This is a genomic window from Frankia sp. CpI1-P, assembly GCF_001421075.1.
Taxonomy (GTDB): Bacteria; Actinomycetota; Actinomycetes; order Frankiales; family Frankiaceae; genus Frankia; species Frankia torreyi.
The window spans coordinates 75,499-98,916 of the sequence record NZ_LJJX01000017.1 but is presented as its reverse complement, the minus strand read 5'-3'; the positions used below and the strand labels follow the sequence as shown (position 1 = coordinate 98,916).

Genomic DNA, 23,418 nt, shown 5'->3' with positions numbered 1-23,418 from the left:
GGGACGCGCACCGTCCTGCTCCCCGGCATACCCGAGCTGCTGCCCGCGATGGCGCAGATCCGCCCGACGTTCCTCGCCCTTGTGCCGTACGCGCTGGAGAAGATCCGCAAGCGGGTGCGGGACCTGCCCTCCGACGACGTCTCCGCGGCGTTCGGCGGCCGGCTGACCCAGGTGATCTGCGGCGGCGCCTCGCTCGACGACACCACCGCGGCGTTCTTCGCCAGCGCGGGCGTCAACGTGCTGAACTGCTACGGCCTGACCGAGGCCGCCACGGCGGTCACGGTGAACGCCCCGGCCACCAACCGGCCCGGGACCGTCGGACGGCCGATCCCGGGAACGACGGTCGCGATCGCCGACGACGGGGAGGTGCTCGTCCAGGGCGCCAACGTCTCGCCCGGCTACTGGTCGGCCGGTGAGCGCGCCGTCGGCCGCGACGCCACCGGGCCGGAGGAGGACCGCTGGCTGCACACCGGCGACGTCGGCCGCCTCGACCCAGACGGCTACCTGGTCATCACCGGGCGCCGCAAGGAGATCCTGGTGACCAACAGCGGCAAGAACGTCGCGCCGACGCCGCTGGAGGACCGGGTGCGCCTGCACCGGCTGGTCAGCAACTGCATGGTCGTCGGGGAGGCCCGCCCGTTCGTCTCGGCGCTGATCACCGTGGACCCGGCGCCGCTGGCCGCCTGGGCCGCGGCGAACGGCGTGCCGCTGGACGGCGCGCAGGACTGGCGGGAGCACCCGCGGCTGCTCGCCGAGCTCCAGCTCGCCGTCGACGACGCCAACAGCCTCGTCTCCCGGGCCGAGTCGATCCGGAAGTTCCGCGTGCTCGACGGCGACTTCACCGTCGAGCGCGGCCATCTCACGCCTTCCATGAAGCTGCGCCGCGCGATCATCGAGCGGGAATTCACCGAAGCGATCGCATTTCTTTACCAGTGATCTGNGCCACTCGATTGAGTGGGCTTATCGGCCGATGAGATGTCGGCCTGTCCATTGACCGACGATCTGACCGATCAGCACCATGACAAGGTAGCCGGCCCGAACGCTGCGCTGCCGGCGGCCGCCGGACGGCCGCCGGCGGTCTACAACGGGAGGACAATGCCATGTACGACGTCATCGTGGTGGGCGCGCGCTGCGCCGGATCGCCCCTGGCGATGCTGCTCGCGCGGCGCGGGCACAAGGTGCTCGTGGTGGACCGTGCCACCTTTCCGAGCGACACCGTCTCCACGCACTACATTCATCAGGCCGGCCTGTCCCGACTTCAGGACTGGGGCATTCTGGACCGTCTCGTCGCCACCGAGCCGCCGGCGATGCGGCATCTGACGTTCTCCTACACGGACATCTTTCTCGAGGGTTTTGCGGACCCGATCGACGGAATCACCGAGGTGTACTCCCCGCGCCGGACGATCCTCGACGAGATCCTCGTCGACGAGGCGCGCAGGGCCGGCGCCGAGGTCGTCGAGGGGTTCACCGTCACCGACGTGATCTTCGCCGAGGGGCGCGCCGCCGGCGTGCGCGGACGCATCGGCGACGGCCCGGAACGCGAGTTCACCGCCCGGTTCGTGGTCGGTGCCGACGGCCGCAACTCGACCGTGGCGGGCCTGGTCGGGGCCGAGATCTACCGGTCCGTCCCCGCGGCCTGCTTCGTCTACTACTCGTACTATGACGGGCTGGACTGGACGTTCCAGCACCGCACCGGCTTCGGTGAGCAGCAGCTCGGCGCGTGGCCGACGCACAACGACCAGCACCTCGTCGCCGTGATGCGTCGCAAGGAGCGGATGCGCGAGTTCCGGGCCAACGTCGAGGGCAGCTTCCACGAGATCATCGACCAGGTCGTGCCCGAACTCGGCGAGGACCTGCGCACGAACGGAAAGCGGGCGGAGAACTTCCGCGCCATGGCCTACCCGGACAACTTCTACCGCCGTTCCGCCGGCCCCGGCTGGGCGCTCGTCGGTGATGCCGGATACCACAAGGACCCGTTCACCGGCTGGGGTATCACCGACGCACTGAAGTACACNGAGGTGCTCGCGGAGAAGCTGCACGAGGGTCTTTCCGGTTCGCGTCCGATCGATGAGGCGGNCGAGGAGTACACGAAGATCCGTGATGCCGAGAGCAACGGCACCTTCGAACTCACCTGCAGCCTCGCGGAACTCAGCCTCACTCCCTACTACGACTCCGTGTTCCGGGCCACCAGCATGAGCCCGGAATACACGACGAAGTTCTTCGGTCTCATCGCCGGCGGAATTCCCGGCGAGGAGTTCTTCGCCCCGGCGAACCTCGAGCGGCTCTACGAGGACGTCAACATGCCGGCCGACCGGAGGATTCTCACCCGTTCCTGAGCGCGACCGCGCCGCCGACCGCCACTGCTCGGCCGGGCGCCATCTGCGCCGCCGACCGCCACGAAAGGCCCCGAACATGCCCGCAGTCAGGTTCACGGCCCTCGGCGACAGCTTCGTCGAGGGCCGTGGTGACGTCGCCGCCGACGGCACCTACATCGGCTGGGCCAGCCGGTTCGCCCGGCGGATGGGCGTGGCCGCCCGCGAGGTCCGCAACCTCGGCGCCTACCAGACGACCACGCAGCAGGTCGTCGACCGGCAGCTGCGCCCGGCCCTGGCCCGCAAGTCGCCGCTGATCGGCGTGGTGGTCGGCGTCAACGATCTCGTCCAGGACTTCGATCCCGACCGGTTCGCCCGCAACCTCGACACGATCTTCCGGTCGCTGGCGGGCCTGGACACCACCGTGTTCACCGCCAGCTACCCCGACATCCCCGCGAACCTGCCGCTGCCGGAGGAGTTCCGCGGCCTGTTGCGCGAGCGGTTCGTGTTCGCGAACAGCGTCCTGCGCGAGGTGTGCGAGGCGACCGGGACGCTGCACCTGGACATCGCCGCCCACTCCGACTGGGCCGGGCGGCGGCTGTGGAGCCCCGACGGCCTGCATCCCAACGCCGAGGGACATCGCCTGTTCGCCGAGCAGATGGCGGACCTCGTCGAGCGCACGTCCTGGCTGACGGCCGCCTGAGCCGCCCAGTCCGCCGGCGTCGCCCGGCAGAGAAGGGAAAAGGGAAAATCGTGACCCAGCCAGCGCTCCCCCTGAGCCCGTCCGAGCCCGACGGTTTCGACGACCGCCGGCTCGCCCGGACCCCGATCGCGATTGTGGGCATGTCCGGCCTGTTCCCGATGGCCCGCAACCACCGCGAGTACTGGCAGAACGTCGTCGACGGGGTGGACTGCACGACCGAGGTGCCACCGTCGCGGTGGGACCTCGACGACTACTACGACAGCGATCCCGCCGCGCCGGACAAGACCTACTCGCGGCGCGGCGCCTTCATCCCGGACGTCGAGTTCAGCCCGCTGGAGTTCGGCCTGCCGCCGAACCAGCTCGAGGTCACCAGCACGATGCAGACCCTCAGCCTCGGCGTCGCCCGCGACCTGCTGCGCGACGCGGGCGCCCGCGACGCCGCGGGAGCGGACGCGGACTGGTACGACTCCGGGCGCACCGGCGTCGTGCTCGGCACGACCGGCCCGGTCCCCCTCATGCACCCGCTTGCGGCCCGGCTGTCCACGCCGGTGCTACGCGAGGCGGTGCGTAGCTGCGGGCTGAGCGAGGCCGACGCCGACGCGATCAGCCGCAAGTACGTCGAGGCGTTCGCGCCCTGGGAGGAGAACTCCTTTCCCGGCCTGCTCGCCAACGTGGTCGCGGGCCGGGTCGCCAACCGGCTCGGCCTCGGCGGGATGAACACGACGGTCGACGCGGCCTGCGCGGCGTCGCTGTCCGCGGTCCGCCTCGCCGTGGCGGAGCTGGTCGACGGCCGCGCCGACACGATGATCACCGGCGGCGTCGACACCGAGAACACGATCTTCATCTACCTGTGTTTCTCGAAGGTCCAGGCGCTGTCCAAGAGCGGCACGATCAGCCCCTTCTCCGACGACGCCGACGGCACCCTGCTCGGCGAGGGCATCGGCATGCTGGCGCTGCGCCGCCTCGCCGACGCCCAGCGCGACGGCAACCGGATCTACGCCGTGATCCGCGGCATCGGCTCGTCCAGCGACGGCCGGTCCAAGAGCATCTACGCCCCCCGCGCCGAGGGGCAGCGGGTGGCGCTGGACCGCGCCTACCACGACGCCGACTGCTCGCCAGCGTCGGTGGAGCTGTTCGAGGCCCACGCCACCGGCACCGCGGTCGGCGACCGCACGGAGCTCACCGCGCTCGGCGGCCTGCTGCGCGATGCCGGCGACGAGCGCAACTACGCGGCGCTGGGCAGCGTGAAGTCCCAGATCGGCCACACCAAGGGCGCCGCCGGCACGGCCAGCCTGATGAAGCTCGCCCTCGGTCTCTACCACAAGGTGCTGCCGCCGACGATCAACGTCGAGCGGCCGAACAGCGCCGTCGACTTCACCGACGCCCCCTTCTACGTCAACGTCGCGAACCGGCCGTGGATCCGTGACCCGCACCGGCCGGCGCGCCGGGCCGCCGCGTCCGCGATGGGCTTCGGCGGGACGAACTTCCACGTGGTCCTCGAGGAGCACTCGGGCGACCGGTCGGCCGTGCAGGTGCTGCACCGCACGGCCCGCGCGCACCTGTGGCACGCCCCGGACGTTCCCGCGCTGCTGGAACTGCTGCGTTCGGGCGCCCCCGGCGGCGACGGGCCCATCCCGGCCGACGCCGCCCGGGTCGGCTTCGTCGCCGTCGACGACGAGGGCGTCGACGAGCTGCGCGCACTCGCGCTCGCCCAGCTCGAGCGGGCCCCGGACGCGGTCGAATGGTCGCATCCCCGCGGCGTGCACTTCCGCCGTGCGGCCCGGCGAGGCGTCACCGTCGCCGGCCTGTTCGCCGGGCAGGGCAGCCAGTACCTCGACATGGGCCTCGACGCCGCGATCGGCGTCCCGCCGGTCGGGGCCGCCTTCGACGAGGCCAACGCCGCGTTCGACGGCGCCGAGCGGCGGCTCGCGCCGATCGTCTTCCCGCCACCGGTGTTCTCCGCGGCGCTGCGCCAGGAGCAGGAGGTGGCCCTGCGCGCCACCGAACACGCTCAGCCGGCGATCGGCGCACTGTCCGTCGGCCAGTTCCGCTACCTGCGCGAACTCGGCCTGCGTCCCGCCGGCTACCTGGGCCACAGCTTCGGTGAGCTCACCGCGCTGCACGCCGCCGGTGCCCTGGACGCCGCCGGCTACTTCCGTCTCGCCCGCGAGCGTGGCCTGGCCATGGCGCCCCCCGCCGACGACACCGGCGACCGCGGCACCATGGCCGCGGTGCCCGCGTCGCGCGACCGGGTCGCCGCGATGCTGACCGAGCACCCCGACCTGGTGATCTGCAACCACAACGCCCCGGAACAGGTCGTCGTCGGTGGGCCGACGGAGGCGGTCGCCGCCTTCGTCCGCCGCTGTGCGGACGAGGGACTCGACGCCCGCCCACTGCCGGTGTCCGCCGCCTTCCACACCCGCTACGTCGCCCACGCGGTCGACCGCTTCGCCGAGGCGCTGAGCACGGTCGGGATCGGCGAGCCGGCCGCGCCGGTCTACTCCAACACCCGCGGCGCGGGTTACGGCTCCGACAGCGCCGCCAACGCCGCCGTGCTGGCCCGCCAGCTTCTCGAGCCGGTGGAGTTCGTCGACGCGGTCCGCGCCGCCCACGCCGCCGGCTGCGACATCTTCGTCGAGTTCGGCCCGAAGCAGGTGCTGACCCGGCTCGTCCGCCAGATCCTCCCCGACGCCGACGTCGTCGCGATCCCCACCGACGCGGGCCCCCTCGGCAGTTCCGACGTCGCCCTGAAGCAGGCCGCCGTCCAGCTCGCCGTGCTCGGCGTCGACCTGTCCGGTCTCAACCGCCACCAGGCCGACCCGTTCGAGGCGGTCCCCGCCAAGGGCCCGACGGTGACCCTGTCCGCGCCCGAGTACACCCCGCCGGCGCGCCGGGCGGCCCACGCCGCCGCCCTCGGCGACGGCTACCGCATCACCGCCGCGGGCGCCCCCGCCGCGGCCGCCCTGCCCACCCCCCGGGCCGAGCTCACGTCCGAGGTGACCACGGTGGACTACGTCCCCGCCAGCGCGAACGGTGCCGGCGCGAACGGTGCCAGCGCGAACGGTGCTGGCGCGAACGGTGCTGGCGCGAACGGTGCCGGTGTGAACGGTGCCGGCGCGCACCACGACCTGAACGGCGCCGGCCTGCTCGACAGCGCTCCCGTGAACGGCGCGGGCCGCAACGGCGGCGGGTACCTCCCCGAGCCGGTGGCCGCCCATCACCCGCAGCCCGTCCCAGCCGACGGGGGAGCCGGCCTGTCCGCCGGGGCCGACATCCTCGCCCAGCAGGTCAACCTGCACGCGGTCTACCTGGAGAGCCAGCTCGACGTGGCCAACCGCCTCGTCGGCGCGCTGCAGGAGTACCAGCGCCGCGGCCAGGCCGACGAGCGGTTCACCGAGGCGGTCGCCACCGTGGCAGGCCAGAGCGTGGCCATCGGCCAGACGCACACCCGGGCCAACGAGGTGCTGGCCCAGCTCGCCGCGCTCGAACTGGCGACGGCAGACTCCGGTGCCCCGGCGCTGGGCGGTGGACACCGACCCGCCCTGCCGACCTCGTTCGGGCCGACCTCGTTCGCGCCGGCACCGGCCGCTCCCCGCGAGTTCCCGCCGACCCAGGCAGCGCTGGCCGCGCCCCCGATCACCGCGCCCCCGATCACCGTGACGCCCCCGGTCCCCGCTCCGGTCCCTGCTCCTGGTTCGACCCCTGCTCCTGGTTCGACCCCTGCTCCGGCCCAGCTCCCGATACCGGCCCAGCTCCCGATACCGGCCCAGCCGGTCACGCCGGATGCCCCTGGCGTCGGTGGTGCCGTCGATCGTGNGGCGGTGCGGGGTGCGTTGATCGAGGTGGTGGCGGAGAAGACCGGCTATGCCGCGGACATGATCGATACCGGGATGGATCTGGAGGCGGATCTCGGGGTTGATTCGATCAAGCGGGTGCAGGTGTTGGGGGCGTTGCGGGAGCGGTTCCCGCAGTCGCCGACGGTGGGTCCCGAGCAGCTTGCGGAGCTGCGGACGTTGGACCAGATCGCCGACTTCGTCGCCGCCGCGCCGCCCGGATCACCCGGATCACCTGCCGCGTCCGTCGGCCCGGAGGCAGGTGGTGTCGACCCAAAAGCCGGTGAGCCGGCCGGGGCGCCGCGCCGGCCCGTCCGGCTGGTGACCCTGCCCGGAGTCGACCGGCTCGACCGCCCCTACGCCGAGTCCCCGGTGGCCGTCGTCGTCCATCGCGGCGACCCGGGCGTGGGTCCGATCCTGGACGGCCTGCGGACACGGGGGTGGACCGTGCGGGAGGCCGACCTCGACGCCGCCACGCCCGGCGGCCCGGCCGTGCCGACCCCCGACGACGTCGAACGGGCCCTGGCCGCCGCCTTCGAGGGGCGGGTGGACCTCGCCCTCACGGTCCTGACCCCGAGCGCTGACCGGGACCGCGCCGACCGGAACCGCGCTGACTGGGACCGTTCCGTCGCGGTGCTCGCAGAGAACGTCCTGGTCGCCCGGCACGCTCACCTGTCGCTGTCGGCGACCGCCGCGGCCGGCTCCCGCGCCGCGTTCGTCACCCTCACCCGCCTTGACGGCGGGCTGGGGCACCATGGCACGGCCGGCGCCGCGGCGTCCCTGCTCGGCGGGGTCGGCGGGATCGTCAAGACGCTCGCCGCAGAGACCCCGGAGCTGTTCTGCCGGGCCGTCGACGTCGCGCCGGGCCTCGCCGGGGACACCGTCGCCGAGCTGCTCGACGCCGAGCTTCATGACGCCGCCCGCGACACCGGCGAGGTCGGCATCGACGCCGGCTCGGTGCGCTGGACCGTCGTCCCCGGCCTGTTCGACCCCCTCGCGGCGGCCGACCAGGCCGTCCCGGCCCCCGTGACCCTCGGCGACGCTGTGACCCCCGGCGACGCTGTGACCGACGGCGACGCTGTGACCGACGGCGACGCTGTGACCGACGGCGACGCTGTGACCGACGGCGGTGCGGAGGCGGTCACCGTCGGCGCGGACGACGTCCTCGTCGTCTCCGGGGGCGCCCGCGGCGTCACGGCGCTGTGCGTGCGCGCCCTCGCCGAGCGTGCCGGCGCCCGCTTCGTGCTCCTCGGCCGGTCGGCCCTGGCCGACGAGCCCGACTGGGCTGCTGGCGTCCCCGACGACGGTCTCAAGGCCGCCGTGATCGCCCAACTGCGGGCCGAGGGCACCCGCCCCACCCCTCGCGAGGTGGAACGCATCTACCAGGGGCTGCTGGCCCAGCGCGAGATCCGCGCGACAGTCGCGGCGATCGCGGCCGCCGGCGGGCGCGCGCAGTACGTGGCGGTTGACGTGACCGACGCCGACGCCCTGGGCGCCGCCCTCGGCGAGGTGCGCGGGCAGGTCACCGGGGTCGTGCACGGCGCGGGGGTGCTCGCCGACGCGCTGCTGCCCGCCAAGACCGCCGCGGACGTGGCCCGGGTGTTCGCGCCGAAGCTGACCGGGCTGCGGGCGCTGCTCGATGCCCTCGACGGTGCCCCGCTGCGTCACCTGGTGCTGTTCACCTCGGTCGCCGGGCTGTACGGCAACCCCGGCCAGGCCGACTACGCCGCCGCCAACGAGGCCCTGTGCCGGGTGGCCGCGGCGATGAGACACGACCGTCCCGACTGGCATGTCACCGCGATCGACTGGGGCGCCTGGGACGGCGGCATGGTGACCCCCGCCCTGCGGGAGCTGTTCCAGGCGCGCGGCGTCGAGCTGCTGGCCCCCGACGCGGGTGCCCGCGCCTTCGCCGATGCGTTCCGCCCCGACCGCGCCGGCGAGGTGTGCGTGCTCGTCGGGCCGGGCCGATCCCTGGCGGAACCGACTGCGGCCGGCGGGCCGGCCGTGCGTGCCCGCCGGCCGCTCACCCCGATCGTCGACCATCCCGTCATCGCCGCCCACCGGATCGGTGCCCACCGGGTGCTCCCGGCGACGTTCGGCCTCGGCTGGATGATCAACGTCGTCGAACGGTCCCACCCGGGTCGCCGCGTCGTCGAGGTCCGCGACTTCGCGGTGCACAAGGGCATCGTCTTCGACGGCGCGTCGCCCGACGGCGCACGGGTCGAGGCCGAGCCCGCGGTTCCGGGCGAGACGGGGCGGCTGCTCGTCCGCGTCGCGGTCCGCGCAGACGGCTCGGGCCGGCTGCCCGTGTCGCACTACGCGGCGACGTTCGTGCTTGCCGCCGCCGAAGCGGGTCCGGCGCGCCTCGGCCCCGCGGTGGCCGGCTGGCCCGGCTACCGGCTGGGGGAGGGGCCGCCCGACGCCCTGGCCATCTACACCGAGGGCACCCAGTTCCACGCGCCACGCCTGCAGGGCATGCGCCGGGTGCTGGCTCGCGGCGGCGACCGCCTGGTCCTCGAATGCCAGCTCGACGACGACCAGGAGCTGCGCGCGGCGTTCGGGGGCGCGCTGCACAGCCCCGTCCTCGCCGACGTGCTCCTGCAGGGGCCGCCGGTGCTCGGCAAGGCCCTGCTCGGCCAGGCCTGCCTGCCACTGGGCATCGGCCGCGCCGAGTACTTCCATCCCCTGCCCGACGCCGCGCCCTTCGTCCTCGTGCTGGACGGGGCGCGGGTGGACGCCGGCGGCGGCACGGCGACCGTGACCGCCACCGCCTGCACCCCGGACGGCGCCGTCCTGGTGCGGTTCACCGATGTCACGGTGGCCGCGACGCCAGGCATGGCCGCGAAGTTCGCCGAGGCCGTCCAGGCCTGGCGGCAGATCCCCACCGCGGATCCCACCCCGACCGACAACGAGGAACTCCCGTCATGACCGTGGTCGACCAGGCCGAGCGCCTCGACTTCGTCGGCGAACCGTTCGACCCGCTGGCCTTCGCACCTGCCTCGGGTCCCGCCGCGCCGCCTTCCCCGCCCTCCTCGACTGCTCCGTCCTCCCCTGCCGAGACCCATCCTGCCGAGACCCATCCTGCCGAGACCCATTCCACCGACGCGCGCCCCACCGAGCTGATTCGGCAACTGCGCGCGACGACCGCCGCGGCGCATGCGAGCGCCCTGCGAGCCCAGGCCGCGCTGCAACTGCGCGTACTAAGCGGGCTCGACGGCGGGCCGGCGCGTCCGGTCGGGCCGGCCCTCCTCCCGTCAGCTCCTGCCCTCCCGTCAGCTCCTGCCCTCCCGTCAGGTCCAGCCCTCCCGTCAGGTCCAGCGGTGCCCACCGGACTGCCGCCCGCCCCGGCGCGGCCCCGGGTCACGACCGAGGCGTCGTTCAAACCGTTGGCCCGCAGCGCCGTGGGGGTGCTGGGCGTCGTCGACCTCGACCGGTTGGCCCGGGGCGCCATCGCCGACGTCCTCGGCCCGGCCTACGACCAGGACGGCCACGACCGCTCGGTGCGCCTCGCCGCCGACGGCGGGCTGCTGCTCGCCGCCGTCGACGCGATCGAGCTGCGCGGCGGGCGCCCCGGGCGGGGCCTGGTCCGTGCCCGGCTCGTCGGCCCCGCACCGCACGGCGAGGGCCTGGTCGAGGCCGCGGCCCAGGCCGCCCGCCTGTTCGCGGTGTACCTCGGCCTACACCTGTGCCTGCTCGACGCCCACTTCGTCGACGGCGCCGCTCCCGGCACTCAGGTCGACCCGGCTGTCACCGGTTCGGGCGAGCTCGAGCTGGTCCTCGAGGTGACCGACATCGACCTGGTGCCGCGGCCCGCGCTGCGCGCCGACGCCGAGATCCGCCCGGTCGGCAGCGACCAGGTGCTCGGGCGCGTCACCGACGTCGCCGTCGGCCTGCGCGAGGGCGCCGGCCGGCCGGTCGGGCCCGGGCCCGGCGGGACGACGCCGGTCTGGCTCGGCCGGAAGAACCGTTTCGGTGACCCGGCGATGCTCAACGAGTTCCACATGGCCCACTTCTGCCGCGGCGACCAGGCAATCGCCCTCGGCCCGGAGTTTGCCGGCTACACCGGCCGCAAGGCCACCCGGCTGCCGTCGGGCGGGCTGCTGCTCGTCGACCGGGTGCTGGAGGTCCACGGCACCCGCGGCGATCCGGCGTCGCTGGCCGGCGGCGCCTGGCACGTCACCGAGTACGACGCGCCCGCGGACTCCTGGTACTTCGCCGACACGGCGAACGCCTCGATGCCGAACTGCGTCTACATGGAGACGTCGCTGCAGGCGGCGCTCATGGTCGGCTACTACCTGGGGGCTACGCTGGCCGACCCGGCGGCGATGGTCAGCCTGCGCAACCTCGGCGGGACCGCACGGGTGCTGCGCGAGGTGGACCTGCGCGACGCGACGATCCGCCAGCACTCGACGCTGCTGTCCACCACCGACATGCCCGGTTCGTCGCTGCAGAGCTTCGGCTACACCCTGTCCGTCGACGGCGAGCCGTTCTACGAGGGCGAGACGATGTTCGGCTACTTCAGCGACGCCGCGCTGGCCAACCAGACCGGCCTGGACGCCGGCCGGTCGGTGCCGACCTGGCTCGACGCCATCTCGCCGCGACCGGCGGTCCGCACCCTCGACGTCGCGGCGCGCCGCGACGACCCGGGCGCGCCCCTGGTCGCCCGGGACCACCTCGCCCTGCTGGACACCCTCGACGTCGTCGACGGCGGCGGCCGCTACGGCCAGGGCTACCTGCACGCCGTACGCCCGATCGACCCGGACGACTGGTTCTTCGCCCGCCACTTCCACCTCGACCCGGTCATTCCCGGTTCCCTCGGGGTGGAGACGGTGATCCAGGCGATGCAGGAGTGGCTGCTCGACTCGCCCCACGCCGAGGGCCTGGTCGACCCGGCCTTCGTGCTGCCGGTGGACGCGCCGTTCACGTGGAAGTACCGGGGACAGTTCCTGCCGACGGACGGGGAGACCCGTCTGGAGGTGCACCTCAAGGAGGTGCGCCGCGCCCCCGGCCGGGTCCGCGTCACCGCCGACGCGAGCGTCTGGAAGCCGGGGCTGCGCATCTACGAACTCATCGATGTCGCCGTCGAACTGCGCACGGACGGAGCCGCCCCATGGTGACGCCCACGGCCACAACAGCGAGCCGGCCCGCGGCCCCGCCGGCCCCGCCGGCCCAGGCGGGTGGCGACCTGGCGCAGGTGCAGCGCGACCTGCTCGCCCTCGACCTGCCCTGCTATGTCCTGCGCGATGGTGTCCTGCGCGACGGTCAGCAGGTCCGCACGAGCACCGACGCGACGCAGGTGGGCCGGGTCGTGACCGGCGGCGGCCAGGTGCTCGCCGCCGTCGGGCCGCGGCCGGCCCACGCGCTCGGCGACCCGGAGTTCCGCCGCGCTCACGGCGTCCGGTACGCCTACATGGCCGGGGCGATGGCCAACGGCATCGCCTCGGCCCGGATGGTCGCCGCGCTGGCCCGCGAGGGCTACCTCGCCTCGTTCGGCGCCGCCGGCGTCCTGCCGGCCCGGGTCGACGAGGCGCTCGCCGCGATCGGGCGGGACGCGCCCGGCAGCCCCTTCGCCTGCAACCTCATCCACAGCCCGAGCGAACCGGCGCTGGAGGCGGCCACCATCGACGCCTGCCTGCGCCACGGGGTCGGGTGCGTCGAGGCGTCGGCGTTCGTCGAACCCACCGCGCAGCTCGTCCGCTACCGGCTCGCGGGCCTGCGCCGCGACCGGTCCGGCCGGGTCGAGGCCGCCCATCGGGTGATCGGCAAGGTGTCGCGCGCCGAGGTCGCCGAGCGGTTCCTGCGCCCGGCGCCGCCCGAGCTGGTCCGCCGGCTCGTCGAGACCGGCGACGTCACGGCCGAGCAGGCCGAGCTCGCCCGCGCGGTGCCGCTCGCCGACGACCTCACCGCCGAGGCGGATTCCGGCGGCCACACCGACCGCCGGCCGCTGCTGGTGCTGCTGCCGGAGCTGCTCGCGCTCGCCGAGCGGATCCGGCGCGAACAGGGCTACGCCGCGCCCGTGCGGGTCGGCGCGGCCGGGGGCATCGGCACACCGGCCGCCGCGGCGGCGGCGTTCGCCCTCGGCGCCGCCTACGTCGTCACCGGCTCGATCAACCAGAGTTCGGTCGAGGCCGACCAGTCCGACACGACCAAGCGGCTGCTGGCCGCGACCGGCGTCGCGGACACGGTGATGGCGCCGTCCGCGGACATGTTCGAGCTCGGCGTGGAGGTCCAGGTGCTGCGCCGCGGAACCCTGTTCCCCGGCCGGGCGCGCCAGCTCTACGAGCTCTACCGCACCTACGACGGCGTCGACGCGCTGCCCGCCGACATCCGGGCCACGCTGGAGACGCGGGTGTTCCGCCGCTCGCTCGACGACGTCTGGCAGGACTGCGTGCGGTACTTCTCCGAGCGCGACCCGGACCAGATCACCCGCGCCGCGGACGACCCGCGCCGCCGCATGGCGCTGGTGTTCCGCTGGTACCTGGGGCGCTCCTCGGGATGGAGCATCGCCGGGGACGCCGAGCGTGCCCCCGACTACCAGGTGTGGTGCGGGCCGGCGATGGGGGCCTTCAACGGCTGGGTCGCCGGCACCTACCTGGCACAGGTGGGNAACCGCCGGGTCGTCGACCTGGCCACCCACCTGATGCGGGGGGCGGCATACGCCGACCGCGTCGCGGCGCTGCGCGCGGCCGGGCTGCGCCTGCCCGCCGCCGCCGCGGCATACCTGCCCGCCCCGCCGCCGAACGAGACAGCCGTCAGGAGAGGCAGCCAACCATGACGATCGAGGCCATCACGATCGGGCCCGCCACGGTCGAGCCCACCACGGTCGAGCCCATCCCCCGGCGTGGCCCGGGATCGACCTGGCTGCTCTGCGGGGGCTGCGGCACGATGCTCTACGAGCGGCGGTTCGCCCGCGACGGGCGGGTCTGCCCCGACTGCTCCTGGCACGCCCCGATGACCATCCACCAGCGTCTCGACCTGCTCCTCGACGCCGACTCGGCGCGGCCGGTGGACGTGCCGGCGATCGACGGCGACCCGCTGGAGTTCACCGACACCCGCCCCTACCGCGACCGGCTGCGCGACGCCCGCGCGAGCACCGGCCTCGACGAGGCGGCGGCCTGCGTGCGCGGAACCGTCGACGGCAACCCCGTCGTCGTCGTCGTGATGGACTTCCGCTTCCTCGGCGGCAGCCTCGGCGCGACCGTCGGCGAGGTGTTCACCCGGGCGGCCGAGCTCGCCCTGCGCGAACGCACCCCCCTGCTGACCGTCACCGCCTCCGGCGGGGCGCGGATGCAGGAGGGCGCGATCGCCCTGATGCAGATGGCCAAGACCAGCCAGGCCCTCGGCCAGCTCGACGAGGCCGGGATCCTGACCGTCTCGCTGATCACCGATCCGACCTTCGGCGGCGTGGCGGCCTCCTTCGCGACGCTCGCCGACGTGATCATCGCCGAGCCGGGTGCGCGGCTCGGGTTCGCCGGGCGCCGGGTGATCGAGCAGACCATCCGCCAGTCCCTGCCCGAGGACTTCCAGACCGCCGAGTTCCTGCTGGCCCACGGCGTCGTCGACCTCATCAGCCCCCGGCACGAGCTGCGGGCGAACCTGGCCCGGCTGCTGTCGGTGTCGAGCCGGCGCGCCGACGGCATTCCCCGCCAGGCGGGGCGGCCGGACCGCGCGGTCGTCACCGACCCGGAGCAGCTTGCGCGGCGCGACGCCTGGGAGAGCGTGCGCGCCGCCCGCCGCCTGGGCCGACCGACGACGCTCGACTACGCCGCCATGATCCTCGAGGACTTCACCGAGCTGCGCGGCGACCGGATGTCGGCCGACTGCCCGGCGCTGGTCGCGGGTCTGGGCCGGCTCGACGGGATACCCGTCGCCGTCCTCGGCACCCAGAAGGGTCACACCGCCGACGAGCTGCGCTACCGCAACTTCGGGATGCCGACCCCGGCCGGCTACCGCAAGTCCGCCCGGGTGATGCGGCTGGCCGCCAAGCTCGGGCTGCCGGTGATCACCCTCATCGACACCGCCGGCGCCTATCCCGGCATCGAGGCGGAGGAGCAGGCCCAGGCCGTCGCGATCGCCGAGAACCTGCGGCTGATGGCCGGGCTGCCCGTGCCGGTCGTCGCCGTGGTCACCGGCGAGGGCGGCAGCGGCGGCGCGCTAGCGCTGGCGTTCGCCGACCGCGTCCTGATGTGCGCGAACGCCGTCTACTCGGTGATCAGCGCGGAGGGCTGCGCGGCGATCCTGTGGAAGAACCCGGCGGCCGCGCCGACTGCTGCCGCGGCCCTGCGGGTCGACGCCCGCGAGCTGTTGCGGCTCGGTGTCGTCGACGGCGTCATCCCCGAACCGGACGGCGGCGCCGACGCCGATCCGGCGGGAACCGCCGCCCGCCTGCGTGAGGCGTTGCGGGGCGCGCTCGCCGACCTGCTGCCACTGGACCAGATGAACCTGGTGACGCGCCGGCGGGCCAGGTTCCGGCAGTTCGGCGTCGCGACACCTGCATCTGCACCGGTGCCGGCGCCGGCGCCGAGCGGCGACGCGCACGAGTCCCAGACCGACCGGAGCGTGGAGGCGACCAGATGACGACCGACTCGACGGCAATCGACCAGGTGCCGGGAACGACCGGGGACGTCGACCCGGACGGCGGCGACAGCCGGGTGCCCGCACCGGCCGTGGACGCCGTGGTCGCGGTGCTCGGCGCGCACGTGCTGGAGCTGTCCGTGCGGGCACGGGTCGCGCCGAGCCACGTCCGCGTGTCGGCCGGCGATGTCAGCGTCGAGATGGGCTGGACGAGCACCGGCCCGGGGTACGCGGAAGCACCGATCGCGCCCGCGCGGACCCGCTGGGCCGCGCCCTCCGCCCCCATGGCCCCGGCAGCACCCGCGGCGGTGTCCGCACCCGCGGCGGTGGCCTCCGCCCCGGCCGCGGCTGCGGCTGCGCAGCCGAGTGAGCCGGCGGCGCCCGAGGAAGCCGGGACGTTCCCGCTCGGTTCTCCGTCGGTCGGCATGTTCTACCGCGCGCCGGAACCGGGCAAGCCGCCGTTCGTCGCCGAGGGCGACACGGTNCGGGCCGGCCAGCAGGTCGCGATCGTCGAGGCGATGAAGCTGATGATCCCGATCGAGGCGGAGCGTGCCGGGCGGGTCGTGCGGATTCTCGTCGAGGACGCCACCGCCATCGAGCACGGGCAGCCGCTGTTCCTGCTCGCGCCGCTGGACCAGGCCCCGAACGGGAGCCGTTGATGTTCAGCAGCGTCCTGGTGGCCAACCGAGGCGAGATCGCGCTGCGGGTGGTGCGCACCTGCCGCGAGCTCGGCATCCGCACGATCGTCGCGCACTCGGCCGCCGACCGGGATTCCGCGGCCGTCCGGCTGGCCGACGAGTCGGTGCAGGTCGGCCCGGGTCCGGCGAAGCGCAGCTACCTGAACATCCCGGCGGTGGTGGAGGCCGCCCGGACCCGCGGCGCCGAGGCGATCCATCCGGGCTACGGCTTCCTGTCGGAGAACCCGGAGTTCGCCGAGGTCTGCGAGGACGAGGGGATCGTCTTCATCGGGCCGCCGGCCGACGTCATGGCCCGGCTGGGGGACAAGGCCGTTGCCCGTGGGATCATGCGTGACGCTGGCCTGCCGCTGCTGCCGGGAAGCCGCGACGCCCTCGACGGCCCGGACGCCGCCCTCGCGCTCGCCGGCGACATCGGCTACCCATTGATTCTCAAGGCCGTCGCCGGCGGCGGCGGTCGTGGCATGCGCGTCGTCCACGACCGCGCGGACCTCCCCGCCGCCTACGCCGAGACCCGGGCGGCGGCCCTGGCCGTGTTCGGCGACGGCCGGCTGTACCTGGAGCGCTACCTCGAATCCGCGCGCCACGTCGAGATCCAGGTGCTGTGCGACGGCCACGGCAACGGCGTCCACCTGGGCGCCCGCGACTGCTCGCTGCAGCGGCGCCACCAGAAGCTCGTCGAGGAGTCCCCGGCGCCCGGGGTGGACCCCGACGGCGTCGCCGAGCTGGGGGAGGCGGCGGTGCGCGCCGTGCTCGCGGCCGGCTACGTCGGTGCCNGCACCGTGGAGTTCCTCTACGATCCGGCGCGCGGGGCCTACTACTTCATGGAGGTCAACTGCCGGCTGCAGGTCGAGCATCCGGTCACCGAGATGGTCACCGGCCTCGACCTGGTCGCCGAGCAGCTCCGGGTCGCGGCGGGCGAGGAGCTCGGCTACCCGCAGTCCGACGTCACCGCCCGCGGTGTGGCCATCGAGTGCCGGGTGAACGCCGAGGATCCCACCCGGGACTTTCGCCCCACCCCGGGTCTCGTCACCGAACTGGACCTGCCCGGCGGTCCGTTCGTCCGCGTCGACACCCACCTGACCGCCGGCTACCGGATCCCGCCGCTGTACGACTCGCTGCTGGCCAAGGTCGTCGTCTGGGCACCGGACCGCGACGGCGCGATCGCCCGGATGCGCCGCGCGCTCGCCGAGACCCGCGTCGTGGGCGCCGGTGTGGCGACGACGGCCGGCTTCCTCGCCGACGCGCTCGACCACCCGCGCTTCCGCGCCGCCGAGCACGACACCTCCCTTGCCGAGACCCTCCTTGCCCCGGCCGAGCCCCGAGTGGCCTAACCGGAACCGGTGCAGAGGCCCTTCGGTTCCGCGGTTCCGCGGAACCGGCCCCGCCTCGGTCTGTCACTCAGGGGTTGGCTCAGGGGTTGAGGAGGGCGTGGATGGAGTCGAGGAGGCTGAGCCGGCCGCCGTCCTCGGTGTGGATGGCGGTGGAGGTGACGTGGCGGGTGGCGCGCGCGAGCATGGCGGCGGGTTCGGGGCCGGGGNGGATGGGTGGGGCCTCGGTGAGAGCGCGGCCGTCGGGGATCCGGGCGGTGACGGTGCCGTCCGGGGCGCGGTCAAGGTGGATGTGCTCGTCGTGGATGGCGTGGTGGTGGGCCGTGCAGAGCAGGAGTAGCCGGTCGATGTCGGTATCGCCTCCCTCGACCCAGTCGGTCAGATGGTGGATCTGGAGCCAGCGGGTGTGTCCGCAGCCGGGGTACTGGCAGCGACCCTGGTCGCGGGCGTAGACGGCGTCGCGGAGTCGTGGGCTGGGGTGGCGCTGGCGGCGGCCGAGGTGCAGGGGATTGCCGTCGGGGTCGGCGAGCAACGCGCGGATCAGCCCGTCGCAGCCGAGCCGTTGCAGGACCTGTGGGGACAGCCCGATCCCGCCGTCGACGTCGGCCCACGCTCCGATCCCGATCAGTGGTGTCGCCGGCAGCCCGGCGACGCCGTCCGCAGCACTGTCGTTCACGTCCGGGGCACTGGCACCGCTCTCCGCGCCGGGCTGGGTGTCACGGCCGGCGGGGGTGTCGGGGCGGGTGGGGGTGTCGGGGCGGGTGGTGAGGTGCACCGTGAGGGTGTGGCCGGGGGTCGTCAGCCCGGGAGCGGGCCGGTCGAGGAAGCCCTCGGCCAGGGCGACCAGCGCATCGGCGTCCCGCTGCCGGTCCCGCGACGTGGTCACCCGCTCTCCGTCCGCGGGCAGACCCGCCACCCCGGCCCCGTCCGCCGCACCATCGCCTGCCGCACCATCGCCGCCTGCCGCGGCGTCGTCGTTGTCGTTCGTCCTGGTGCCCGCAGGGGGAGGGGTGGTGTCCTCGAGGCTTGCCCGGGCCGCGTCCAGTGCCGCGATCAGCCGGGCGCCCTCCTCGGGAGCCAGCACCGCGTGCAGGCAGAGCATCCCCTCGTCATCGATCCGCCAGGACAACCGCCGGGCGGCGCGGCGTACCCGCTCATCCCCCCGGACCTGCCGGTAGGACCGCACCAGCCGCTCGATCTGGCCCGCGCTGCAGAAACGGGCATGGGACAACCAGACCTGCTCGGTCGCCGGCTCCGCGACCCGGGTCACCGCCCGCACCTTGGAATAGGACAGGGTGCCGGCGGCGAAAGCGGCACGGATCGCGGGAAGACGCTCCAATGCGTGCGCGGTGGCCAGATGCTCCCGTGCGGTCCGCAGACCGATCCCGCACCGCCAGGCCAGCCAGTGCGCGCACGACCCCATACCGACCCCGGACCAGCCCTCCCGCCGGTCGAACGCCGCCAACGCCGTCAGCCAACCGCAGGTCGCCGCCGCGATCCGCCCCGCCCAGCGGCAGATCACCTCCTCCACCACCCCCAACGCGGCCGTCTCCACATCCACCTCCAGAACGGATGGGAATGGTGAGGACGTCGGAGAAGGAGCTGCCGCTGCTGCCATCATCATGATCACCGNGCCAGGGGTGTCGTCGATCATCGGACCCGAGCATCGTCCCACCCACCACCGACAAAAACCGATCAAGATCAACTGTGGCGGGTCGGCACACCCGTGACCAGGGCCTGTCATGACCTCCCCAGGGCCACGACCTCCCCAGGGCCGCGACCGCTGCGGACCGATCTTCATGTCTGCGGATGATCGGTTGATCGCGGGAATGCTCAGAGATGCGGGCCTGACTTCCGGTGATCCGGGTGTTCCCTGAGGTCGGTGTTCCGCGGAACCGCGCCGTGCCGCGCTGCCGGACGCGAGCTCGACTTCCATGACCAGGGTGATGTGGGTCGGACGCGGCCGGCAGTCTGTGGGGAGGCGGGCGCGGGTTCGGTGCTGGGCCGGGCAGGGGGTGCTTGTGTGGCGGGTGCTTGTGTGGCGGGTGCTTGTGTGGCGGAGTGTGCGGCCGCGCTCAGGCGGGCTGCCACAGCTCGACCCGGTTGCCCGCCGGGTCGGTGACCCAGCCGAAGCGACCGACACCCTCCATGTCCTGCGTCTCTTCGGCCACGTCCGCTCCCTTGGCGCGCAACTGCGCAAGCATCGCATCCAGGTCGCGGACCCGGAAGTTGAGCATGGTCTGCTGGGCGCGGGACCCGAAGTAGTCGGTCTCGGACTCGAACGTCGTGAACACGGTCGGCCCGGCTCCCTGATGCCACAGGCCGTTCTCATCGACGTCCAGACCCAGGCAGTCGCGGTACCACGCACTCAGGGCCGCCGGGTCCACGGCCCGCAGGAAGTAGCCACCGATGCCAAGCACACGTTCCATGCCGCCATCCTGCCAGGACGGCGATCGGGCGGGCTGGCATCACACCATCGCCCGTAGGGACCGGACCCTGGACNCAGAGTCCCTGCAAACGATCGTGGTGTTCCGCGGAACCGGCTCCGGGATCGGCGCGAAGTCTGCGGTCGGCACTGCCGGTCTCGGACGTGGTCGGCGCTACTGTCCGCTCTCGAGACCCGGGCCGAACGCGCGCCGCAGGTCTGGCCCGTCGAAGCTGAGCGTGTAGATCGCGGGCATCGGCATCGAAAGCCAGAAGGCGCAGTCGATCGGAAGGCCGAGAGCGAGCAGCGCCCGAGAGATCCACGTGCCGTGCGTGGCAGCCAGGATTGTCGTCGCGGGCGCGGCCGACCCCACGAGCGCACGAACCGTGTTCCCCGCACGGGTGGTGAGCTCGGCGAGTGATTCGCCTGTCCCGATGACCGTGCCGGGTTGCGCCCAACTCCGCTCGTAGTGGGCCTGCCAGTCGCGCGTCGGAGCCAGGCCTGACCGCCACTCGCGAAGCTCGTCACGGCGGCAGATGGGCAGTCCCACGACCCGGGCAGTCGGTTCCAGGGTCTGGATCGCGCGAAGGCACGGACTGGACAGGAGGCGCGATGCGCGGCCATGGTGACCGAGGGCTGAAACAAGGTCGAGGGCCTGTTCGCACCCCTTCTCAGTGAGAGGCCGCCGATACTCGTCGGGGCCATCGGGAGTCGGGGCGACCGAGTCGGCGTGACGGACCAGAAGCAGATCAACCACAGGCGCGATCATGCCTCGCCGGCGTAGGCGAGGGGACGTGCCGCGCGCGGGTGGGAGTCGGGTTCCCGCCCGCGCGCGGCACGGGTCTTCAGCGCAGGCCGGAGCGGACGAAGCCGCTCACGACGTGGCGTTGGAGCAGCAGGTAGATAATGAAGATCGGCAGGCAGGCCAGGCCGGCGGTCGCGGTCAGCGGGCCCCAGTCGTCGCCCTCGGTGGCGCTCATGAAGCTGCGGATGCCGAGCTGCAGCACATCGTTGTGCCGCTGCAGGACCAGCGCCGGCCAGAAGTACTCGTTCCAGGCGTTGACGAGCAGCAGGATGCCCAGCGCCGCCAGGGCCGCGCGCAGGTTCGGCACGACCACCATCCACNGCGTCGACCAGGACGACCGGCCGTCCATCCGCGCCGCCTCCAGCAGCTCCTTGGGGAAGCTGTCGAGGTGCTGGCGCAGNAGCAGCACGCCGAGCCCGGAGACGATGTTCGGGACGATCACCCCGGACAGGGTGTTCAGCAGCCCGAGCTGGTGCAGCAGCACGTAGTTCGGCAGCATGGCGACCTGGAACGGCACCAGCCAGCTACCGACGAAGGCCAGGTAGAGCACCCGCTTGAGCGGAAAGTTCCAGGCGGCGAAGGCATACGCGGCGAGCAGGCTGGTCAGGAGCTGCCCGAGCGCCGTGAGCACCGCGACGACGGTGGTGTTGAGCAGCAGCCGCAGGACGTCGACCTCGTCGATCGCCGTGCGGTAGCTGTCGACGGACAGCGGCCACNGCAGCGGGCTGACCTCGTAGACGTCGTTCGGTCGCCGCAGCGACGTCGCATACAGCCAGTAGATCGGGAACACGCAGGCCAGGCCCAGCAGGGCCAGCGTGAGGTGGCCGACGACGACGCGCGTCCTCGACCGACCCCCCGGCGTCTCCGGGGCGTCGAAGTTGGTCATCGGGGCGCCCTCTCAGTCGTCGTGGATGGTGACGCGCTCGGAAATCCACAGCAGCACCGCCGCCACCAGCCCGAACCCGAGGAAGAACACCACTCCGGCCGCCGAGGCGAGGCCGGCGTCGAAGCTCTGGATGCCGTACTCCCAGAGCAGGTAGTAGACGTTGGTGGTGGCGTCGACCGGACCGCCCTGGGTGAGCGTGTCGATCAGCGGGAACGTCCACTGCGGCGCGAACAGCAGCGCTGTGGCCAACACCAGGAACACCAGCGTCGGCGACAGCAGCGGCAGCGTCAGCCAGCGGGTGATCTGCCAGCGCGACGCCCCGTCGACGGAGGCGGCTTCCGCGTAGTCCCCGTTGATCGAGGCCAGGCCAGCGGCGACCACGACCACGGCGAACCCGAGGACGTGCCAGCCGGTGATGCCGGTGATGGCGATCAGGGCGGGCCATCGCTCGTGGAACCAGTTCACCGACGAGCCCGTCGCCCGGTTCACCGCTCCGGTGCGGGGGCTGAGCAGCCACTGCCAGACCGCGGCGCTCGCCACCGGCGCGACCAGGAACGGCAGGAAGATCAGCGCCTGGTAGATGCTGCGCGCCCGGCCACGCACCTCGCGGGAGAGCAGCCCCACCACGACGGGGATGACGATGGTGAACGGCAGCAGACCGATGATCATCAGCAGGGTCCGCCAGACCGACCCGCCCAGCTCGGGCAGGGTGAACAGCCGGTGGTAGTTGTGCCAGCCGACCGGGGTCGCGGNCTGCGTCGGCGACAGGTTCCACGAGTAGAACGAGTAGTTCGCCGTCTCCACCAGCGGACGGTAGATCCAGACGATGAGCATGCCCAACGCCGGGACGAGGTACAGGTAGGGCACGACGCCGCGGCCGAGGCGGCGGGCCAGGCGCCGGGCGGTCCGGCCCCGACCCCCGGCGGCTGCCGGCGCCACGATCGGCGCCGGCAGCGTGGGGGGAGCGACCTCGACGAACATCCCGCTCATCCCGGGGTGGTCTGCGGGGTGAGGTTGCGGATGAACTCCAGCCTCTCGGCCCGGTCGTTGTCGTAGACCTGGCCGGCGGGAGACAGCGGGATCGCGGTGGCGACGAACTGGCCGTCGATCAGGTCGATCCGGCTGAAGCCGCCGCCGAGCAGGCCCCGCAGCCGGCCGTCGGGCGGCAGCGGGTCGGTGTCGTAGGCGAGGGCGGGGCTGACCCAGACGGGGATGCCGGCGAGCGCGCCGGCGCCGGCGTGATGGGCGTGCCCGCTGAGGATCATCCGGACGTCGGTGCCGGCGACGACGTCGGCGAGCCGCTCGGCGGCGGCGAGCCGCAACAGGTGCACGGTCGGCACCGGCGACGGCAGCGGCGGGTGGTGCACGATCAGCAGGGTGCCGCGGGGCGCCGGGGTGGCCAGCACGTCGGCCAGCCAGGCGAGCTGGGCGTCGGTGAGCCAGCCGTCGTGGCGGCCCGGCGTGGTGGAGTCGAGGGCGACCAGGCGCAGGCCGTCGACCAGGTGGACGCTGTCGCAGGGATGGTCGGCCGACCACTGGCCGGCCTGTCCGTCGAGGCCGACGGGCACGCCGGCGCCGTTCAGCAGCTCGGCGCGGAAGGCCAGCCGCTCNTCGTGGTTGCCCATCGCGTAGACGACGGGCGCGTCGAACGTGGCCGCCAGCGGGTCGACGATCTGCCGCAGCCGCCGGTAGGAGGCGGGGGAGCCGTCGTCGGCGAGGTCGCCGGTGAGCAGGATCCCAGCGACCGGACCGGTCGAGGACGCCACCGTCGCGGCGACCGTCTCCAGCAGGGCGAAGGTGTCCACGCGGTCGTGCATCAGCTCGCCGGCTGGCAGCAGGTGCGTGTCGCTCACC

10 protein-coding genes and 16 pseudogenes are annotated in these 23,418 nt (G+C 73.5%); 15 read left to right on the top strand and 11 right to left on the bottom strand.

From position 1 onward, the window contains the following. The 15 genes and pseudogenes from FF86_RS48020 to FF86_RS47980 form a co-directional block, all read left to right on the top strand. The coding region (locus tag FF86_RS48020; protein ID WP_242418727.1) for an AMP-binding protein at positions 1-936 on the top strand (936 nt) is incomplete at its 5' end. 164 nt (positions 937-1,100) lie between these two features. After that, positions 1,101-2,014, top strand: a pseudogene (locus tag FF86_RS13785) (NAD(P)/FAD-dependent oxidoreductase); the annotation flags it as partial. Between the two features lies 1 nt (position 2,015). Further along, positions 2,016-2,076 (top strand): annotated as a pseudogene (locus FF86_RS48015) (hypothetical protein); the annotation flags it as partial. A 1-nt stretch (position 2,077) separates the two neighbouring features. Beyond that, positions 2,078-2,336, top strand: a pseudogene (locus tag FF86_RS48010) (FAD-binding monooxygenase); the annotation flags it as partial. A 76-nt stretch (positions 2,337-2,412) separates the two neighbouring features. After that, positions 2,413-3,015: an SGNH/GDSL hydrolase family protein gene (locus FF86_RS13780; RefSeq protein ID WP_044887897.1), complete on the top strand. Its 603-nt coding sequence runs from the start codon at positions 2,413-2,415 to the stop codon at positions 3,013-3,015. A gap of 50 nt (positions 3,016-3,065) precedes the next feature. Next, positions 3,066-6,831 (top strand): annotated as a pseudogene (locus tag FF86_RS48005) (beta-ketoacyl synthase N-terminal-like domain-containing protein); the annotation flags it as partial. A gap of 5 nt (positions 6,832-6,836) precedes the next feature. After that, entirely contained in the window at positions 6,837-9,776 is a 2,940-nt protein-coding gene (locus tag FF86_RS48000) for an SDR family NAD(P)-dependent oxidoreductase (RefSeq protein ID WP_313954336.1), read from the top strand. Next, positions 9,773-11,965 (top strand): beta-ketoacyl synthase, encoded by a 2,193-nt coding sequence (locus tag FF86_RS13770; protein ID WP_044886391.1) that lies wholly within the window; start codon positions 9,773-9,775, stop codon positions 11,963-11,965. Before FF86_RS48000 ends, FF86_RS13770 begins: the two co-directional genes overlap by 4 nt. Then, positions 11,959-13,454 (top strand): annotated as a pseudogene (locus tag FF86_RS13765) (PfaD family polyunsaturated fatty acid/polyketide biosynthesis protein); the annotation flags it as partial. The gene FF86_RS13770 and the pseudogene FF86_RS13765, both read left to right, overlap by 7 nt. 1 nt (position 13,455) lies before the next feature. Next, positions 13,456-13,623: pseudogene (locus FF86_RS62380) on the top strand (polyunsaturated fatty acid synthase PfaD); the annotation flags it as partial. Next, positions 13,620-15,425 (top strand): acetyl-CoA carboxylase carboxyl transferase subunit, encoded by a 1,806-nt coding sequence (locus tag FF86_RS13760; RefSeq protein ID WP_044886389.1) that lies wholly within the window; start codon positions 13,620-13,622, stop codon positions 15,423-15,425. The pseudogene FF86_RS62380 and the gene FF86_RS13760, both read left to right, overlap by 4 nt. Next, a pseudogene (locus FF86_RS64095) lies at positions 15,422-15,906 on the top strand (acetyl-CoA carboxylase biotin carboxyl carrier protein subunit); the annotation flags it as partial. The gene FF86_RS13760 and the pseudogene FF86_RS64095, both read left to right, overlap by 4 nt. Before the next feature lies 1 nt (position 15,907). Continuing rightward, positions 15,908-16,081: biotin/lipoyl-containing protein (locus FF86_RS47990; protein ID WP_304438142.1), on the top strand; the 174-nt coding region annotated here is incomplete at its 5' end. Further along, positions 16,081-16,893: pseudogene (locus tag FF86_RS47985) on the top strand (biotin carboxylase N-terminal domain-containing protein); the annotation flags it as partial. The gene FF86_RS47990 and the pseudogene FF86_RS47985, both read left to right, overlap by 1 nt. Position 16,894: 1 nt before the next feature. Then, a pseudogene (locus FF86_RS47980) lies at positions 16,895-17,451 on the top strand (acetyl-CoA carboxylase biotin carboxylase subunit); the annotation flags it as partial. 207 nt (positions 17,452-17,658) lie between these two features. Here the strand turns inward: FF86_RS47980 and FF86_RS13745 are convergent. From FF86_RS13745 to FF86_RS47945, 11 genes and pseudogenes are all read right to left on the bottom strand, one after another. Then, positions 17,659-19,066 (bottom strand): DUF222 domain-containing protein (locus tag FF86_RS13745; protein ID WP_396229867.1); only part of this gene is annotated, 1,408 nt, incomplete at its 3' end. A gap of 457 nt (positions 19,067-19,523) precedes the next feature. Continuing rightward, entirely contained in the window at positions 19,524-19,877 is a 354-nt protein-coding gene (locus tag FF86_RS13740) for a VOC family protein (protein WP_044886385.1), read from the bottom strand. 171 nt (positions 19,878-20,048) lie between these two features. Beyond that, complete coding sequence (locus FF86_RS13735; RefSeq protein WP_082122030.1) at positions 20,049-20,630, bottom strand: histidine phosphatase family protein; 582 nt, start codon at positions 20,628-20,630, stop codon at positions 20,049-20,051. Between the two features lie 88 nt (positions 20,631-20,718). Continuing rightward, positions 20,719-20,998, bottom strand: a pseudogene (locus FF86_RS47970) (carbohydrate ABC transporter permease); the annotation flags it as partial. A 1-nt stretch (position 20,999) separates the two neighbouring features. After that, positions 21,000-21,078 (bottom strand): annotated as a pseudogene (locus FF86_RS47965) (carbohydrate ABC transporter permease); the annotation flags it as partial. A gap of 1 nt (position 21,079) precedes the next feature. Further along, positions 21,080-21,394 (bottom strand): annotated as a pseudogene (locus FF86_RS47960) (carbohydrate ABC transporter permease); the annotation flags it as partial. Position 21,395: 1 nt separating this feature from the next. Then, positions 21,396-21,564: pseudogene (locus tag FF86_RS66175) on the bottom strand (carbohydrate ABC transporter permease); the annotation flags it as partial. 12 nt (positions 21,565-21,576) lie between these two features. After that, positions 21,577-22,316: pseudogene (locus tag FF86_RS13725) on the bottom strand (carbohydrate ABC transporter permease); the annotation flags it as partial. Position 22,317: 1 nt separating this feature from the next. Then, positions 22,318-22,554: pseudogene (locus FF86_RS47950) on the bottom strand (sugar ABC transporter permease); the annotation flags it as partial. Beyond that, positions 22,551-23,174: pseudogene (locus FF86_RS13720) on the bottom strand (metallophosphoesterase family protein); the annotation flags it as partial. The pseudogenes FF86_RS47950 and FF86_RS13720, both read right to left, overlap by 4 nt. A gap of 1 nt (position 23,175) precedes the next feature. Then, the coding region (locus tag FF86_RS47945; protein WP_255355784.1) for a metallophosphoesterase at positions 23,176-23,417 on the bottom strand (242 nt) is incomplete at its 3' end. Position 23,418 lies beyond the last annotated feature (1 nt).

Bases quoted from the DNA above. Each gene is read 5' to 3' on its own strand.
- FF86_RS13780 (WP_044887897.1), top strand. From the start codon at position 2,413: ATGCCCGCAGTCAGGTTCACGGCCCTCGGCGACAGCTTCGTCGAGGGC.
- FF86_RS13770 (WP_044886391.1), top strand. From the start codon at position 9,773: ATGACCGTGGTCGACCAGGCCGAGCGCCTCGACTTCGTCGGCGAACCG.
- FF86_RS13760 (WP_044886389.1), top strand. From the start codon at position 13,620: ATGACGATCGAGGCCATCACGATCGGGCCCGCCACGGTCGAGCCCACC.
- FF86_RS13740 (WP_044886385.1), bottom strand. From the start codon at position 19,877: ATGGAACGTGTGCTTGGCATCGGTGGCTACTTCCTGCGGGCCGTGGAC.